General features: G+C 72.5%; 17 protein-coding genes. 7 read left to right on the top strand and 10 right to left on the bottom strand.

The genetic code is table 11. The features are described from left to right. Positions 1 to 38: 38 nt before the first annotated feature. Positions 39 to 932: a LysR family transcriptional regulator gene (locus POL72_RS17440; protein WP_272096523.1), complete on the bottom strand. Its 894-nt coding sequence runs from the start codon at positions 930 to 932 to the stop codon at positions 39 to 41. Between the two features lie 65 nt (positions 933 to 997). On the opposite strand from POL72_RS17440, the gene POL72_RS17435 reads away from it, so the two are divergent. After that, entirely contained in the window at positions 998 to 1,942 is a 945-nt protein-coding gene (locus POL72_RS17435; RefSeq protein ID WP_272096522.1) for an MBL fold metallo-hydrolase, read from the top strand. Positions 1,943 to 1,966: 24 nt separating this feature from the next. Here the strand turns inward: POL72_RS17435 and POL72_RS17430 are convergent, their stop codons facing one another. After that, positions 1,967 to 2,830, bottom strand: a complete 864-nt coding sequence (locus POL72_RS17430) for a LysR family transcriptional regulator (protein WP_272096521.1) — start codon at positions 2,828 to 2,830, stop codon at positions 1,967 to 1,969. 83 nt (positions 2,831 to 2,913) lie between these two features. Between POL72_RS17430 and POL72_RS17425 the strand changes: the two genes are divergently transcribed. Both POL72_RS17425 and POL72_RS17420 read left to right on the top strand, forming a co-directional pair. Continuing rightward, entirely contained in the window at positions 2,914 to 3,702 is a 789-nt protein-coding gene (locus POL72_RS17425; RefSeq protein WP_272096520.1) for a hypothetical protein, read from the top strand. After that, a complete protein-coding gene (locus POL72_RS17420; protein WP_272096519.1) occupies positions 3,689 to 4,483 on the top strand; it encodes a hypothetical protein in 795 nt (264 codons plus the stop codon). The genes POL72_RS17425 and POL72_RS17420 overlap by 14 nt, the downstream gene beginning before the upstream one ends. Before the next feature lie 149 nt (positions 4,484 to 4,632). Here the strand turns inward: POL72_RS17420 and POL72_RS17415 are convergent, their stop codons facing one another. The 3 genes from POL72_RS17415 to POL72_RS17405 form a co-directional block, all read right to left on the bottom strand. Further along, on the bottom strand, positions 4,633 to 5,610 hold the full coding sequence (locus POL72_RS17415) for an RpnC/YadD family protein (RefSeq protein WP_272096518.1): 978 nt from the start codon (positions 5,608 to 5,610) through the stop codon (positions 4,633 to 4,635). A gap of 109 nt (positions 5,611 to 5,719) precedes the next feature. Continuing rightward, the gene (locus POL72_RS17410; RefSeq protein WP_272096517.1) at positions 5,720 to 6,364 is read right to left on the bottom strand and encodes a glutathione S-transferase N-terminal domain-containing protein; all 645 of its coding nucleotides are present in this window, start codon (positions 6,362 to 6,364) and stop codon (positions 5,720 to 5,722) included. A gap of 198 nt (positions 6,365 to 6,562) precedes the next feature. Next, the gene (locus POL72_RS17405) at positions 6,563 to 7,006 is read right to left on the bottom strand and encodes a hypothetical protein (protein ID WP_272096516.1); all 444 of its coding nucleotides are present in this window, start codon (positions 7,004 to 7,006) and stop codon (positions 6,563 to 6,565) included. A gap of 138 nt (positions 7,007 to 7,144) precedes the next feature. Between POL72_RS17405 and POL72_RS17400 the strand changes: the two genes are divergently transcribed. Further along, complete coding sequence (locus tag POL72_RS17400; RefSeq protein ID WP_272096515.1) at positions 7,145 to 9,289, top strand: cytochrome C peroxidase; 2,145 nt, start codon at positions 7,145 to 7,147, stop codon at positions 9,287 to 9,289. Between the two features lie 88 nt (positions 9,290 to 9,377). On the opposite strand, the gene POL72_RS17395 is transcribed toward POL72_RS17400, so the two are convergent. Together POL72_RS17395 and POL72_RS17390 are read right to left on the bottom strand one after the other, a co-directional pair. Continuing rightward, a complete protein-coding gene (locus tag POL72_RS17395; RefSeq protein WP_272096514.1) occupies positions 9,378 to 10,340 on the bottom strand; it encodes a hypothetical protein in 963 nt (320 codons plus the stop codon). 116 nt (positions 10,341 to 10,456) lie between these two features. Continuing rightward, entirely contained in the window at positions 10,457 to 11,197 is a 741-nt protein-coding gene (locus tag POL72_RS17390) for an SDR family NAD(P)-dependent oxidoreductase (protein WP_272096513.1), read from the bottom strand. Between the two features lie 105 nt (positions 11,198 to 11,302). Between POL72_RS17390 and POL72_RS17385 the strand changes: the two genes are divergently transcribed. After that, positions 11,303 to 11,923 carry a TetR/AcrR family transcriptional regulator gene (locus POL72_RS17385; RefSeq protein WP_272096512.1) on the top strand — a complete coding sequence of 207 codons (621 nt, stop codon included), beginning with the start codon at positions 11,303 to 11,305 and terminating at the stop codon, positions 11,921 to 11,923. Between the two features lie 34 nt (positions 11,924 to 11,957). On the opposite strand, the gene POL72_RS17380 is transcribed toward POL72_RS17385, so the two are convergent. Beyond that, on the bottom strand, positions 11,958 to 12,683 hold the full coding sequence (locus POL72_RS17380) for an SDR family oxidoreductase (RefSeq protein ID WP_272096511.1): 726 nt from the start codon (positions 12,681 to 12,683) through the stop codon (positions 11,958 to 11,960). Positions 12,684 to 12,918: 235 nt separating this feature from the next. Between POL72_RS17380 and POL72_RS17375 the strand changes: the two genes are divergently transcribed. Both POL72_RS17375 and POL72_RS17370 read left to right on the top strand, forming a co-directional pair. Beyond that, positions 12,919 to 14,070: a methionine aminotransferase gene (locus POL72_RS17375; RefSeq protein WP_272096510.1), complete on the top strand. Its 1,152-nt coding sequence runs from the start codon at positions 12,919 to 12,921 to the stop codon at positions 14,068 to 14,070. Positions 14,071 to 14,174: 104 nt separating this feature from the next. Then, complete coding sequence (locus tag POL72_RS17370; RefSeq protein ID WP_272096509.1) at positions 14,175 to 15,299, top strand: acyl-CoA dehydrogenase family protein; 1,125 nt, start codon at positions 14,175 to 14,177, stop codon at positions 15,297 to 15,299. A 71-nt stretch (positions 15,300 to 15,370) separates the two neighbouring features. Here POL72_RS17370 and POL72_RS17365 read toward each other — a convergent pair whose 3' ends face one another. Together POL72_RS17365 and POL72_RS17360 are read right to left on the bottom strand one after the other, a co-directional pair. Next, a complete protein-coding gene (locus tag POL72_RS17365) occupies positions 15,371 to 15,727 on the bottom strand; it encodes a response regulator (protein WP_272096507.1) in 357 nt (118 codons plus the stop codon). Positions 15,728 to 15,800: 73 nt separating this feature from the next. Next, the gene (locus POL72_RS17360) at positions 15,801 to 16,535 is read right to left on the bottom strand and encodes a response regulator (RefSeq protein ID WP_272096506.1); all 735 of its coding nucleotides are present in this window, start codon (positions 16,533 to 16,535) and stop codon (positions 15,801 to 15,803) included. Between the last annotated feature and the right edge of the window lie 18 nt (positions 16,536 to 16,553).

Genomic DNA, 16,553 nt, shown 5'->3' with positions numbered 1-16,553 from the left:
CCATCGAAGATAGCCCAGCCCGCGGGCGCGCGACGCCGTCAGCGCCGAGCGCCCCTCGCCTTCGGCGGGCGCCACGCGCGCAGGCTCTCCGCGAGCGGCTCGAGCACCGCGCGCACCCGCGGAATGGCGCGGGCGCTGCGCGGGCAGAGCAGGACGAGCGGGCGTCGCGCGGGCGGCAGGTCCACCTTCAGCTCCACGAGCGGCGGGTGCCTCCGGAAGCGCGGGTGCTCGCGCGCGAGCATCATCGCGCCGAGCCCCAGCTCGCACGCGCGGATCTGAACGAGGTAGTCGTCGGACGCGAACGACGGGCGCCACCCCGGGATCAGGCGGGCGAGCGCGCTGTTCGGCGAGAGGTCATCGAGCGGCGGCGCCCAGCCGATCCAGGCGAGCTCCGCGGGATCGGTCTTGCCCGCCACCCGCGCTGCGTACGGCTCCGACGCGAAGGCGCGCAGCTCGATGTCGACCGAGGCGACGCTCTCCTCGTCGGCGGGGACGCCCAGCCGCAGCGCCAGATCGGCTTCCCGCCTCGTCAGGTCGAGCGGGCGCACCGTGGACACGACGTGCAGCTCGATCGCCGGCGCGCGCCGCGAGAAGGCCGCCGCGAACGGGACGAGGAAGCCGTGCGCGACGCCGGGGGGCGCCGTCACCCGGACCACGCCCGTGGGCGCGTGCCGCCGCTCCGCCGCGCGGGTCAGCTCGGCGGCCCAGTCGGCCATCCGCTGCGCGGGCTCGACGAGGCCGGCCCCGTACGCCGTCAGCGCCGTGCCGGCCACGCCGCGGTCGAAGAGGGGCTCGCCGAGGCACGCCTCCAGCTCCGCGAGCCGCCGGCTCACCGTGGGCTGGGTCATCTGCAGCTTGCGCGCGGCGGCGCTCAGGCTGCCTGCCTCCGCCACCGCGAGGAACAGCCGCGCGTCGTCCCACGAGATATCCATCTACGTATGGCTACATGCAACTTTCGCCAATTACCCATTCATTTTTCGGAGAACACAATGGCGGCATGTCCAGACACACCTTCCGCTTCGTATCCCGCGCTCTCCTCGCCTCCGCGCTCCTGCTCGGCGCGTGCGCCGAGCCGCTCCCCGCGCCCGAGGACCCGCCGGCGTCGACGCACGGCGCGGTGAGGGCCACGCTCGGCAAGCCGATCCGGCTGCAGGCGATGGAGGCGCTCCTCGATCAGGCGGGTCCCATCACCGTCGAGACCGTCGTCAGCGCGCGGTGGGAGACCAGCCGCGCCGGGCTCATCAACCTGGCCCACGAGCGCGCCGCCGGCCTGACCGACGGCGCCGAGCCGGTCGACATCACCTTTCACGCGCTCGCGCACCCGTCCCGGGGCTTGTACCTCATCGACACGGGCGCGTCGCAGGCGCTCGCGGCGAGCGACCATCCCCTCCGCACCGGCCCCGTGGGACAGGCGCTCAACTTCGGCGCCTTGCGGGTGGAGGCCGGCCTCGGCGCCTGGCGCGGCGAGAGGGCGCTGGCCGGCGTGCTCCTCACGCACCTGCACATCGACCACGTGCTCGGCCTGCCCGACGTGGCGCGCGACGTCCCGATCTTCGTCGGACCCGGCGAGTCCACGTTCGAGAGCCCGTTCCATGCCCTCACCCAGTCCACCGTGGACCAGCTCCTCGAGGGCCGCGCGCCCCTCGAGGAGTGGGCCTTCGGCGGCGAGCGCGTGATCGACGTGCTCGGCGACGCCTCGCTCTTCGCGCTCTCGGCGCCGGGGCACACGCCGGGCTCGGTCGCCTACGTCGCGCGGACGCCCGACGGCCCGGTGCTCTTCACCGGCGACGTGTGCCACACGGCCTGGGGCTGGCGGAACGACGTCGAGCCCGGGTATTTCTCGTCCGACCCTGCCGGGAGCGCCGAGAGCCTGGCCTTCCTCCGCGCCCTCGCCGCCCGCCACACGTCGATGCAGGTGCGCCTCGGGCACCAGTCGCTGTGAGCGCTGCCCCTCCCCGACAGGCGCTCATCCGTCGAAGGTGAGCTCCTTCTGGAGGTGCCGCTCTATCCGCTCCAGCACCTGGCGCGCCACGCGCCGGAGCCGCCGGGGGTAGACGACGACGAGGGGCGGGCTCGGCAGCGCGAGCCTGGGCAAGAGGCGGATCAAGCGCCCTTCCTGGACCCGACGCGCGACCAGCCAGCGCGGGAGCACGCTCACGCCGAGCCCTGCTTCCACGGCCCTGAGGTTCGTCTCGATGTCGTCGGTCGTGAGCCTGACGGAGAGCCCCAGCTTCTCGAGATCGCGCACCCCGCCGCTCGCCACGACCCGCACCGCCGCGAGCTCCGACATGGATGTCGGCGCCGGCTTGCCCGCGAACAGGCCGGCGCTCCCGACGAGCCACTGGGGCGAGGTCCCCAGCGTTCGCTCGATGAACGACGGCTCGCTGCGGACGCCGACGCGAAGCGCGAAATCGAACGCGCCTGCCACGAGGTCGACCCGCTGATCGGTGAGCGCGGCGTCCACGACGAGCCCCGGCGACTCGTGCATGATCCGCACGAGCTCCGGCAAGAGGAGGCGGCGGCCGAGCGCCCCAGGCGCCGAGAGCTTCACGCGGCCCGCGAGGTCCCCGAAGCCGGAGGCGGCGCGGAGCTCCGCGTCCTCCAGCGCGCGCACGTGCTCCTCGATCTGCTCGTAGTACGCGCGCCCCTCCAGGGTGAGCGCGACGCGCCGGGTGGTGCGCTCGAACAGCCGCAGCCCCAGCCGCGACTCGAGATCGGCGATCCCGCGGCTCGCGGCCGATTGCGTCATGGAGAGCTCGCGCGCCGCCCGCGAGAAGCTGCCGCTGTCCGCCACCTTGCAGAACACGCGCAGCGCGAGGAATCGATCCATGGCTCAATTTATTCTGAATTGAAATAACTGTAAGCCGCATTCTATCGCTACCGGCATGAGCGGGCGCTGACCATCCTGCGTGCATGCTCGTTCGCCACACGTTCGATGGGCCGAGGCGGGGCCGTCTGCTCCGCCTCCTCGCGTTCTTGAGCGCGCTGCTGCCACCCTTGGGCCTCCACGCGACCGAGGCCACGGGGGCATCCCCGCCGCAGGAGGTCGCGCCCCGAGGCGTCGATTCCGGGGATCCGGGGCCCGCGGAGGCTCGCCTCGTCCTTGGATCACGCCTCGTGGGGAAGGACACGGGCGGCGGCCTGGAGCTCGACGGCCGCGTGCGCCTCGCGGGTGGGGCGCAGCTCGGCGCCGCTGCCTCCTTCTGGGCCCTCGAGCGAGCGTACATGGGGGGGCAAACGGTGAAAGGCGCGAGCGGCGCCTCGGGCGCTGCGGTCTTCCTGATGCCGCTCGTGACGCACGGCCCGCTCGAGCTCGATCTGCGCCTCAAGACGGGGTTCCTGGCGCTCCAGGATATCGGAGGGGACGGCGGGCGAGGCGGCGACGCGCCCGCGTCGGCGCTCCGGCACATCGACGAGCTGTCGATGATGGCTCACGTCGCGCTCGGCGAGGCGTGGCTGCTCCGCGCCGGGGCCACCGTCGGCTTCGAGCTGGAGCTCGATCCGACGACGGAGCTGGCCGACCTGGCGCAGGTCCTGACGGCGGGCGCCGGCTACGCCGTGTCCGAGCACGTTCTCCTCACCCTCGACGCCGGCGCGGGAGGCAGCTTTGGATTCAACGGCGACAACGGCAAGTTCATGCTCGAGGGCTCCTTCGGAGCGCGCTTCGCTTTCGGACAAGGAGGCTCGCGTGTCGCTCACTGACCGCCGTGGCCACGGCCTTCACCTCATGACGCTCGCGTCGAGCTCGTTCCTCGCGCTCCTGCTCGGGGCCACGCGGGCCGACGCGCAGGCTCCGGACGCCGGGTCCGGGGACGTCGAGCGCGCCTTCGATGCCGGGCCGCCCGGGACCGCGGACGCGCGCAGCGCGCGCCGGCCCGCGCTGGACGTCCCGGTAGGCGGCTTCGTCGACCTCGAATGGCGCGTGATGGGCCTGGGAGGACACGTGTCGCACGGGCCGGCGTTCGCCGCCGGCGTGACCTTCGCCGACGGTCTGGTGCGCCTCGGCCTGGGTGGGCTCGCGCGGCCGGGGCCCATGAATCCGGCCACCTTCGAGGTCGCTCTGCCCGGAGGGCAGACCTACAAGGGGCAACGCACGCTCGAGCTCAAGTCCGACGGATCCATGCTGGGCGCGCACGTCGGGCTCTCGTTCCGGCTGCCCTTCGCGGAAGCGCTGGCGGTCCAGATCCCGATCACGGTCGGCTACGGCGGGTTCGGCTTCTACTTGCAAGGGGACGATCGCAAGACGCCCGACGGACGCCGCGTGAGCGCGTGGGAGGACGAGCTCTTCGCGGGCAAGGACTCGTTCCTCGGCGTGGTCGTCGATGCGGGGCTGCGCCTCGGGTACCAGCCGGACGACGCGCCGTGGTTCAGGCCCTACGTGGGCGCGAGCTTCACGGCGGTCCCCGGCTTCGACACGGTGGTGCGGGACGACTACCTCGGGTTCAGCGGAGTCCTCGGCGTGGAGCTCGGCCACGGCATCTGAGCGGGCGCCTTCGCCGGTGTCGTGGGCCGGTCCACGCGGCCCCTACGCGCGAGCGCGCTCGTTCAACGCGCTTCTCGGATGTTCCGTTGGAACCGCCCCGACTCCCATCTTCTGTGCGACAGACCGGCTCGCCATGCTCTTTCGGGAGCTCAGGAGCTCCGTACCGGCTCCGCGAGCCAGCGAATCAGCGCCTCGCTCTCGAGATCGAGCAAGGCATCCTCGACCTCGCCCGGACCGATCGCGCGGGCTCGCTCGAGGATCGAGCGCTCTTCTTCCACCGTCGGCCGTCGGCCGATCCGACGCGCGAAGAGGCGACCGAGCAGCTCCGCGATCGCCTTCTCCTCCCCACGCTGCTCACCCCTTAGCTCGCCTCGTTGCTCTCCTCGCTGCTCCCCACGTTGCTCCCCTCGTCGCTCAGCCTCGAGGATCAGCTCCCCGATGATCGGTGTGCGCCGGAGCAGCCCCTCTTCCTTGTCCTCCACCATGTCGACGAGCTCCTTCATCAGATTATGCCCCCAGGGATCGATGGCCGCCATCACCAGCAGCGCCGTATACAGCTCGGCCCGCTCCGCGGCCGTCGCCGCCCCCGCGTGGATCTCCGCGACGACGTCCCACAGCGCCGCCGCGGTCGCGTCCCGCGCCAGCGGGGCGAACACCAGCCAGAGCACGCTGCCGCGCGCACGGAGCTCGCCGATCGTGTGCTGGTAGACGGCATCGATCCTGAAGTGCGCGCCGCTGAACGGCCGCCCCGGCCAGGCGGTAGAGCGCTGGCCCGTCGCACGCAAGCGCCGCTTCCTGCCCGAGAGGACCACGACGACGCTCTCGATCGGCGGCACAGGCTCACCGGGGGCTTCGAGGCGGAGCGCGGTGAAGAGGAAGCCGAGGTATTCGAAGACGCGATCCGGCACGTCCTCACGGAGCGCGTAGCAGAACTCGATGTGCAGCACCCGCGGCTCGCCGTCGACCCGCAGGCGCAGCGCCTTGTCGACGCGGCGCTCGATGTTCGTGACCTGGCTGTCCACCCAGCCGACGACCTCGGTGCGATGGCCCTCGGGGACGAAGGCGCGCACCAGGTCCCCGGGGCGCCTCCGGGCGAGATGGCGCAAGGCGATATCGGCGTCTCCCATGCGTGGCGTCCCCGGCAGATCGCATGCCAGGGAGGAGGAGGCCGAAATCACGGGCTCCCAGCATGAGGTATGCGCGCTGGGCGGGTGGCGGCGCCATGGCGGGCTGCGCTCAGGGGTCGAACCTGTAGGTGGTCTCGCCGGCGGACGCCCGCGCCGCGAACTCTCGACAGAAGCCGTTCAGCGCGGGATAGGGATCGGTCGGCAGGACGCGCCGGAACTCCAGATGCGTGACGAGGCAGAACAGCGCGACCTCCAGATAGCTCAGATCCCGGTCCGGCGGGAGCGCGGCGAGCGCGTGACCCGCGTTGTCCTCCAGCCATGACATGGTGTTCATGAGGCTCTTTCGCTGCTTGGCATGGTGCGCGCTTCCGTCGCCGGCCCCGGCGGCGCCCGCCATGATCAGCCCGACCTCCGTCGCCATCGCATGAACGACGAGCTCCTGGGCGTTCGCGAGCAGGGGTTGGTCGAGGTCCTCCGGCCATACCGTGCGTACCGCGCGCTTCGACTGCCGCGACAGCTCACGGCAGATATTGAGCGCGCCGAACCACACGCCGCGGGATGTCCGGAGAGCCGGCATCTTGAGCGCGGGGTTGCCCCCGTAGTCCGCCGCGTTGGACGACATGAGGTCCCGCACGACCTCGAGCGAATGGTCGACCCCCATCTCCGAGGCGAAGATCCGCGTCACACGCGTGAAGTGCGAGCTGGAGCGGCCGACGATGACGGGCTTGACGAGCTCTCCTAGAGCATCTGACATGCTTGCTTCTCCGATCCGAGAACCGTTCCGTGTCGATGCGGGTCCGGCGCGTGGAGCGCCTTGAGCTCCAACCCAGCCCCGTCGCGCCGCTCCCACGCCTGGTGGATAAATAGCGTATCCGACGCCTGACCCGCGCTGTCAAGCGTCCCAGTTGGCCACTCGAGTCCCGGATTCACGATGCCCACGCGCCCATCTGATCTATGGAATGCGCATCCTCGCAGCGCCCTCGCCGGCCTCCGGCCCATCCGGAGGCGGCAGCGCGACCGTCTGCGCCTCGATCCGGGGGAGCTCGCGCCGCAAACGCGCGCGCTGGAAATCCGCGTCGAACGGAGCCTTGAACCACAGCACCAGCACGTAAATCCCTCCGAACGACTCGGCGAGGTACGAGTCCTCGGGAGGAGCGGCGGGGCGAGCCACGCGGAGCCGGCCGCCCCGCCGCAAGGGTGGACCCGACCGAGCGGCCATCTCCCGCTCGGCAAAGCGCGCGGCGAGCGGGAGCACCGTGGGCGCGACCGGCCAGGCACACCAGATGTTGTTCGATTCATCGATCACGGCCGCGGCGGCGGCGCCGGCGCGGGCCACCAGATCGCTCATGGTGTCGCGCAGCGCCTTCCACTCGGGGATGTCGTCGCTGAGGGGCATGCATCCAGTGTAGACCCTTCGCGAAAGCAGGCAGGCTCATCCTCCGGAGCTCCAGCCCGGCCCGGCCAGGCCAGGCGAGCGACGACCCCGCGGCGATGCCCCTGTCACACTCTCGCCCGCTGGGCCGATGGTCCAGGCATGAGAGCCGCCGCTCCGACCGCCCTCGCCCTCCTCGCCCTCGCCTGCGCCCCCTCCCCGCGCGACCCGGCCCCGGCGCCGCCGCCCAGCCCCCCTGTCGCGGCCAAGGCGCCGCCGCCGCCCACCTGCGCCCGGCGCGCGGCGGGCCCGGCGCCCGCGCCCCTCGACTCGACCCACGCCGGCTCCGGCGTCGCCCTCGCGGACCTCGGCGGACGCACCCTCGCCTTCGTCGCCGACGAGGACGACGCCGCCCTCCACACCGTCGACATCGACGCCCGCGCCGCCCTCGCGCGCACGCCGCTCGCGGGCCGGCCCGCGCAGGTGATCGTGCTGGGTGACGGCCGCGTCGTGGCCTCGCTGCGCGACCGCGCCCTGCTCGAGGTGCTGGAGCCGGTGGGCCCTGCCGCCCCGCTCGAGCGAAGGTGCCTGGTGCCCGTGGCGAGCGAGCCGGTGGGCCTCGCGATGACGCCGGACCGCGCCACGCTGCTCGTCGCGAGCCGGTGGGGCCACGCGCTGACCAGCCTCGCGACCGCCGACCTCCGGCGCACCGGCGAGCTCCCGCTCGCCCGGGATCCCAGCGCGGTCGTCGCGTCGAGCGACGGCCGGCGCGCGTTCGTCTCCCACGCGGTCGGCGGCCGCATCAGCGTCGTGACGCTCGACGAAGGCGGCGCGCCGACGGGCGCGCGGGAGCTGTCGACCGACGGGGTGGAGCGGCGCGCCCGGATATCGACGTCGAAGCCCGCGGCGCCGTTCCCCCGCAGCTCGAGCGGGCCCTCGCGGAAAGTGCCCTTCGATCTGGAAGACGGGGCGCCGTTCCAGATGCGCCGCCCGACGGTGAACGTGGATCGCCGCGGATCCCAGGGCTTCGCGCTGGCGCGCTCGGCGAGCGGCGCGGTCTTCGCGCCCATCGCGCTCGTCGATCCGGGGCCCACGACGGGCGCCGGAGGTTATGGCAGCGCGCTCGTCCAGACCGCGATCGAGCACATCGCTGTCGTCGACGCGATGGGCGAACACGCGGACGTCCCGCCGGTCTCGGCCCACCTCGGGCTCCGCGGCTGCCGGCTCCCGCGCGCGGCAGCGTTCGAGCCCGGGGATGAGGTCCTGCTCGTCACCTGCCTCGGCCACGACCAGGTGATCGCCTACGACGCCCGCGCCGAGATCCCCGGCAAGCCACCGCGGACCGGATCGGTGCGGGATCGCGAGCTCTTCCGCGCCCGCGTGGGCGCCGGGCCCACCGCCGTCGCCGTCGACAGCGCGCGCCGGCGCGCCGTGGTCTTCTCCCGGTTCGACGGCGCGCTGACGATCCTGCCCGCCGCGCGCGCGCCGGGGCAGGCCTCGATCAGCGCCACCGGCAAGGAGCTCACCGGCGAGCTGCCGGTCATCGCCCTGCCCCGCGCGTCGCGCCTCGACGAGCAGCGCGCGGAGGGCCAGCGGCTCTTCCACGCGGCCGGCGGCCGTCGCATCGCGTTCGACGGCCGCGCCTGCGCCAGCTGCCACCCCGACGGCCGCGACGACGCGCTCACCTGGTCGACGCCGGAGGGCCCGCGCCAGACACCGATGCTCATGGGGCGGCTCGATGGCACCGCCCCGTACGGCTGGGAAGGCGGCAAGAAGGACCTGGAGAGCCACTTCGCCCGCACCATGTCCCGCCTCGCGGGCACCGGCTTGAGCGCGAAGGAGCGCGACGCCATCTTCGCGTACCTCCGCGGCATGGAGCCGCCCGCCGAGGCGGCGGTCCTCACGGCCGAGGAGCGCGCCGCGCTCGTGGCGGCGCCGGCCGGCGCCGCAGAAGCGGCGGCCGCAGAGACTGCAGCCGCGGCGGCCGGCGCCCGCTCGGCGCTCGCAGCGCGCGGCGAGGAGCTCTTCCAGGCCCGTGAGGCGGGCTGCTCGAGCTGCCATGTCGGCGACGAGCTGACCACCGACGGCGCGCGGCACGACGTGCGGAGCGCGACGCGGTTCGAGACGGAGCGCTCCTTCGAGACGCCCTCGCTGCGCTTCGTGGGCCGGTCCGCGCCGTACTACCACGACGGCCGTTACCCGACGCTGCTCGCGCTGATCGAGGGGGTGGACGGGTCCATGGGCCACACGGCCCACCTGTCAGCGGGGGATCGGCGCGCCCTGGTCGCTTACCTGGAGTCGCTCTGAGGGCGGCGCGACCGGCCTGAACCCTGTCGCCCCGGGCGGGGCGCCGCGCGACGGCCACGTGCCCGGTCTCCGCTCCTCATGCGAGAGCTCACGAGCGGCGAATCGGCTCCGCGAGCCAGCGAACCAGCGCCTCGCCCTCGAGATCGAGCAAGGCATCCGTGACCTCACCCGGGCCGTTCGCGCGGGCTCGCTCGAGGATCGAGCGCTCTTCTTCCGCCGTCGGCCGTCGCCCGATCCGCCGCGCGAAGAGGCGGCCAAGCAGCTCTGCAATCGCCTCCTGCGCTCGTTCTTCACCACGAAGCTCGCCTCGCAGCTCGCCTCGCAACTCACCTCGTCGCTCGGCCTCGATGATCATCTCTCCGATGATCGGCGTGCGCCGGAGCAGCCCCTCTTCCTTGTCCTCCACCATGTCGATGAGCTCCTTCCGCAGATTATGCCCCCAGGGATCGATCGCGGCCATCACCAGCAGCGCCGTGTACAGCTCGGCCCGCTCCGCCGCGGCCTTCGCCCCCGCGTGGATCTCTGCGACGACCTCCCGCAGCGCCGCCGCGGTCGCGTCCCGCGCCAGCGGGGCGAACACCAGCCAGAGCACGCTGCCGCGCGCACGGAGCTCCGCGACCGTGCGCTGGTAGACGGCGTCCACGCGGAAGTGCGTCCCGCTGAACGGCCGACCTGGCCACGCGGTGCAGCGCTGGCCCGTCGCGCGCAAGCGCCGCTTTCTGCCCGAGAGGACAACAACGACGCTCTCGATCGGCGGCACAGGCTCACCGGGGGCTTCGAGGCGGAGCGCGGCGAAGAGGAAGCCGAGGTATTCGAGGACGCGATCCGGCACGTCGTCACGGAGCGCGAAGCAGAACTCGACATGCAGCACCCGCGGCTCGCCGTCGACCTGCAGGCGCAGCGCCTTGTCGAGGCGGCGCTCGATGTTCGTGACCTGGCTGTCCACCCAGCCGACGACCTCGGTGTGATGGCCCTCCGGGACGAAGGCGCGCGCCAGGTCCCCGGGGCGCCTCCGGGCGAGGTGGCGCAAGGTGATGTCCGCGTCTCCCATGCATCGCACGCACGGCAGATCGCGTGCCAGCGAGGAGAAGACCGAGATTACGGGATACCCGCGTGCGTCATGCACATCGAGCGGGTGGCGGCGCCATGGCGGGCCGCGCGGCCCCCTCAGGCCGTGAACCCGCCGTCGATGGTGATCGTCGCTCCGGTGATGAAGCGCCCGCCTTCGCCGGCAAGGTGAGCGACCGTGGCGGCGATGTCGTCGGTGCTGCCGTAGTGACCGAGCGCGAGCATGCTCCGCTGCATATCCGCCCCAGCGCCGTTGGCCGGGTTCATGTCCGTGTCGATCGGGCCGGGCTGGATGAGGTTGGCGGTGATGCCGCGCGGCCCGAGATCGCGGGCGAGGCCCTTCGTGAGGCCGATCAGCGCGGACTTGCTCATGGAGTACAGCGCGATTCCCGGCCCCGGCACCCGGTCGGCGAGGCAGCTGCCCATGCTGATGATGCGCCCGCCGGCGCCCATGTGCCGCGCCGCGGCCTGCGAGGCGAGGAAGACGCCCCGAACATGGATCCCCAGCGTCTTGTCCAGGTCCGCGAGCGTCACGGCCTCGATCGGCGCCATGATGGCGACGCCGGCGTTGTTGACGAGGATGTCCAGCCTGCCGAACTCGGCCACCGTCCGCTCGACCGCGCCGACGATCGCCGCCGGATCCGCGGTATCCGCCGCGATCGCCATCCCCCGCCGACCGGCCGCCTCGACGTCGGCGATCACCGAGCGCCCCTTGTCCGCGGCGCTCACGTACGTCAGCGCCACATCCGCCCCGCCCCGCGCCAGCCGCTTGACGATCGCCGCGCCAATCCCGCGGCTGCCCCCGGTCACCAGCGCCACCTTGCCTGCAAACTCCGCCATGGTTGCCTCTTTTCTGTACAGATCGATACAGAATGTATAGTCTGTCCCGTGACCGGTGGTCAATCCTTTTTTTATCGATTGTCACAGAACTACAGAAAGGTCTCGATGATGGTCGGACGAGGTCGCCCTCGCAGCTTCGATCGGAGCGCCGCCTTGCGGCGGGCGATGGAGGTGTTCTGGGAGCGGGGCTACGAGGGCACCTCGCTCAGCGATCTCACGGCCGCGATGGGCATCAACTCGCCGAGCCTCTACGCCGCGTTTGGCTGCAAGGAGGCGCTGTTTCGCGAGGCCGTTGAGCTCTACACCGAGGTCGAGGGCGCGACGACGAACCGGGCCCTGCGCGACGAGCCGACGGCGCGCAGGGCGGTCGAGGCGATGCTGCGCGGCAACGTCGAGGGGTACGTGACGCCGGGCAAGCCGAGCGGCTGCATGGTCGTGCTCGCCGCGACGCTCGGCACGCCGGAGAACGAGCGCGTGCGCGCCTACCTGGCCGCGTGCCGGCGGGCGGCGCTCGACGCGCTCCGGCGCCGGCTGGATCGCGGCGTCGTCGAGGGCGACGTGCCGGCGGGCACCGACACGGCGGCGCTCGCCGCCTTCTACACCACCGTGCTCCAGGGCCTCTCCCTCCAGGCCCGCGACGGCGCCTCGCGCGAGGCGCTCCGGGCGATCGTCGACTGCGCGATGGCAGCATGGGAGACGCTGGCGAGGCCGCGCGCCGCGGTCTGAGCGCGCCCGGCGGCGCGCGGGGCGAGCCCACGCTCTACGTGGCTTCGTTCATCGGCCGCATGACGATCTGCACGATGCGCGAGCGGTCCCGCGGCAGCGCGGCGAGCACCACGGCTTCGGCCACGTCCTCCGGCGTGGAGAAGCCCTGCATGCGCTCCGAGCCGGCGGTGCGCCCGTCGCCGAGGGCGAAGTGGGTCTCGACGCCGCCCGGACAGACGGCGCTCACCTTGATGTTCTCCTGCCAGAACTCGCGATCGAGCGCCTGGGTCAGGCCCATCTGCGCGAACTTGGAGGCGCAGTAGATGGCCTCGCTCGGATAGCCCTGAAGGCCGGCGACGCTCGCGACGTTGATGATGTGGCCGCCGCCCTGGCGGCGCATGTGGGGGATGACCTCGCGGCAGAACAGCCATGTCCCCTTCACGTTCGTCGCCATGATGCGGTCGTAGTCGTCCTCCGACCACTCGAGGAAGGGCCGGTATCCGCCGATGCCCGCGTTGTTGACGAGGATGTCGACCCTCCCGAGCTCGCCAACGGCCCTCTCCACGCACGCGGCGACGGAGGCGGCGCGGGTGACGTCGGCCTCGATCATCAGCCCGCGGCCGCCCGCCGCGCGGATCTCCCCCTCGAGCGCCGACAGATCGGCCGCGGTGCGCGCCACGCCGACCACGACGGCCCCCTCCCGGCTCAGCGCGAGCGCGCTGGCCTTCCCGATTCCCCTGCTCGCCCCGGTGATGAGCGCGATCTTGTCCTTCAGCCGCACGGTGTCCCCCTCTCTCTCCGCCGCGCGCAGAGGAACGGAGCGCCGCCCCCCCCCCGCGCCGGCGGGACGCACGCTATCACGGGCGCGGCTCACCGGCGTGAAGCCGGTAGCCGGCCTCGGGCGGAGCGCCGGCCTCGAGCCAGGCTGGTCTCGGCGGCGGCGGTCGCGGTCCTCGCGCTCCGCGGCGCGCCGCCGGGGAGCACGGCCGGGCTGAAGGGGTGATATAGGACGTGCCATGACCACGCCCGCGCTCCCATCGAAGCTGCCGTCGACCGGCGTCAGCATCTTCACGGTGATGACGCGGCTCGCGAACGAGCACGGCGCCATCAACCTGTCGCAGGGCTTCCCGGATTTCGACTGCGCGCCGGAGCTGGTGGAGGCCGTCGCCCGCCACATGCGCGCCGGCCACAACCAGTATGCCCCCATGCAGGGCGTGCTGGCCCTGCGCGAGGCGCTGGCGATGAAGATCGAGCGGCTCTATGGCCGCCGCTACGATCCGGCGACCGAGATCACGATCACCTCGGGCGCCACCGAGGGCATCTTCAGCACGATCACCGCGTTCGTCCGGCCCGGGGACGAGGTCATCCTGTTCCAGCCCTGCTATGACTCGTACGCGCCGGCCGTGCAGCTGAACGGCGGAACGCCCGTGTTCGTCACGCTCCGCTTTCCGGACTACCGCGTCGACTGGGACGAGGTGCGGCGCGCGCTCACGCCGCGCACGCGGCTCCTGCTCATCAACTCTCCGCACAACCCGACCGGAACGATGCTGTCGGCCGGCGACATGCGCGAGCTCGCCCGCGTCGTGGACGGGCGGGACGTCCTCGTCGTCGGCGACGAGGTCTACGAGCACATCCTCTTCGACGGGCGCCGGCACGAGAGCCTCGCGCGGTATCCGGAGCTCTCGGAGCGCTCCGTCGTCATCAGCTCCTTCGGCAAGACGTACCACACGACCGGCTGGAAGGTGGGCTATTGCGCGGCGCCGCAGGCGCTCTCGGCCGAGATCCAGCGGGTGCACCAGTTCGTGACGTTCGCGGTGAACGGCGCCATCCAGCACGCGTATGCCGAGCTCGTGATGCGCGACCCGCTCGCCGCCGATCTCGCGCCCTTCTACCAGGCGAAGCGGGATCTCTTCCTAAGGCTCATCGAGGGCTCGCGGTTCCGCCCGCTGCCGTGCGAGGGCACGTATTTCCAGCTGCTCGACACCTCCGCGATCACGGCCGAGCGAGACGCCGACTTCGCGCTGCGCCTCCTCCGCGAGCACGGCGTCGCCTCGATCCCGATCTCCCCGTTCCTCTCCGGCGTGGAGCCCGGCCCCGTCCTGCGGTTCTGCTTCGCCAAGCGGGACGAGACGCTGGAGCGCGCGGCGGAGAGGCTGCGCCGGGTCTGAGGGTCCGCGGGGGAAAACACCCCCGGGGCAAGACCTCCTGTACCATCCGGCTTCGCCGACGACCAGGCGAGCTCAATGCCCGGCAGCCACAGAGGAACGACCTCATGAATGCAGAGAAGAACGACGCAAGTCAGGCCGGCGAGCTCCTCGCCGAGGCCGAACGGATCTCGGCGCTCCTCGCCGAGCACGCGGCCCGGCACGACCGGGATGCCACCTTCCCGATCGAGGGGCTGACCGCCATGATCCGCTCACCGATCAACACAGCGCTGCTCGGCGGGGCCGCCGGCGACGACGCCGCCCGCGCGCCCTGCTCGTGGCTCACCTTCGGCCGCATCGTGGCCATCCTCGCGCGGGGCGACGCGTCGTTCGCCACGGCGTGGCTCATGCACCAGGGCGCCCTGTCGGTCTACCGCGCCCTTGTCGACCCCGGCGAGCGGTCCCGCTTCGAGCAGGCGATCCGCCGCGGCGCGTGGGTCGGCAACGCGCTCTCCGAGCCCACCAGCGGCAACATGTTCCTCGTGCCACGCCAGGTGGCCCAGAAGGCCGAGGGTGGCTATCGCCTGACCGGCGAGAAGCGCTTCGTCACCGGGTGCGAGCGCGCGGACTGGTTCCTCACGGCCGCGGTCTGCGACGGCCAGCCGGCGTTCTTCCTCATCGAGAGGGACGACTCGATCGCCATCGAGCCCGTCTGGGACACCCTCGGAATGCGAGGCACGCGCAGCCAGATCGTCCGCTTCCAGGGCACGCCCCTGCCCGAGTCGCGGCGGCTCGCGCTCGATCCCCTGGCGCCGAACCCCATTCCCAACGGCCTCGGCTGGCTCTCCGTGGGCATCGCCGAGGCCGCCATGGCCGCGGCCGTGGCCTACGCCAAGGAGCGGGTCCTGCCGCCGGGCGATCGGCCCATCGCCGAGCTGCAATGGGTGCAGTTCGCCGTGGCCGACATGAGCCTGCGCCTCGAGGCCGCGCGCGCCCTCGCCATGCGTACCGCCACGGCCCTGGACGCGGGCGACCCGAGCTACGGCCTCCTGCAGCTGCAATCCAAGGTGGTGGCCAACGAGGCCGCGGTGGCCATCGCCACCTCGGCCCTGGAGATCGCCGGCGGCGCCGGGTACATGCGCACCCGCCCCATCGAGCGCCACCTGCGCGACGCGATGAGCGGCCCCATCATGGCCCTGTCCGGCCCCGCGATCCGCGACATCGTGGGCAAGGCCCTGCTCGGCATCGCCTGACGCCGGGCGCGCGCGGCCATCTCGCGCCGCGCGGGCCCGCGCGGCGTCGGCGCGCGCGGCGTCGGCGCGCGTCAGCCGAGCAGCTGCCGGATCCGATCGAGCAGCTCCGGAAAGCCGATCCCCTTCGCGAGCACCGCGTCCGGCGAGGGCGCGTCGCCGAGGCCCTCATCGCCGCTGCCGCTGATCAGCACCGCCTTCGCGCGCGGCAGGCGCGCCCGCAGCACCGCCACGAGATCGGTGCCATGGCCGTCGCCGAGGTTCTGATCGAGCAGCGCGAGGTCGTACCGCGCGCCCTCCGCCGCGATCTTCTGCCCGGCCTCGGCGAACGAGCCGGCTTCCTCCACCTGGAAGCCCTCGTCCTCCAGGAGCGTCGCGAGCACGAACCGGGACGACGCGTCGTCGTCGACGAGGAGCACGGTCACGCTCACGCCGCCCTCCTCCGCCCCCACGGCCGGGCATGGCGCAGCGCCCGCCGCCGCCCGGCGCCATGTCCAGCGGTCCTCAGCACGTCCCCGGGTCGCTCCGGGCGCGCGCGATCGTGTGCATCAGCTCGCGCACCTCGAACGGTTTGTGGAGGCAGGCGTACCCGCCCTGGCTCGTGAACGCGTGGATCATCTCCGGCGTCGCGTGGCCCGTCATCGCGATCACCGTGATCCCGCGGCTCAGCCGCCGGATCTGCTCGTGGGTCCTCACGCCGTCCAGGGAGGGCATCCGGAGGTCGAGCACGCATACGTCGACCGCCGCGTCCCGCGCGCGCTGGATGGCCGTGTGCCCGTCGTACGCGGCCTCCGCGCGCAGCCCGGCCGCCTTGAGCCCCGCCACGATCGACTCCGCGACCGCGGGGAGGTCATCGACCACGAGCACGCCGCGCGACGAGAGGGCCCGCGCGATGATCCGCATGAGGTGCTCCATCGAGAAGGGCTTGTAGATGACCGCGTAGACCCCCTCGCCGATGCCCTGCTCGATGAGCTGCTCGCGCGCGAAGCCCGTCATCAGCACCACCGTGAGCTCCGGCTGGAGCCGCTTGATCTCCCGGAACGTCGCGACGCCGTCGAGGCCCGGCATCCTCACGTCGCTCAGCACGAGCGCGAAGCGCCGTCGCTTCACGAGCTCGAGGGCGTGCGCGCCGTCCCGCGCCTCGACGACCTCGTACCCCTCGAGCTCGAGGTTCGCGGCGAGCGTGGCGCGCATCCCCTCCTCGTCGTCCACCACGAGCACTGGTCCGGTCCCTTGCATCGACGGACGTCTCCCTCC

Source organism: Sorangium aterium (assembly GCF_028368935.1).
GTDB classification, from domain to species: domain Bacteria; phylum Myxococcota_A; class Polyangia; order Polyangiales; family Polyangiaceae; genus Sorangium; species Sorangium atrum.
Note: the sequence above shows the minus strand (reverse complement) of the source record. Positions and strands in the feature narration are given on the sequence as shown.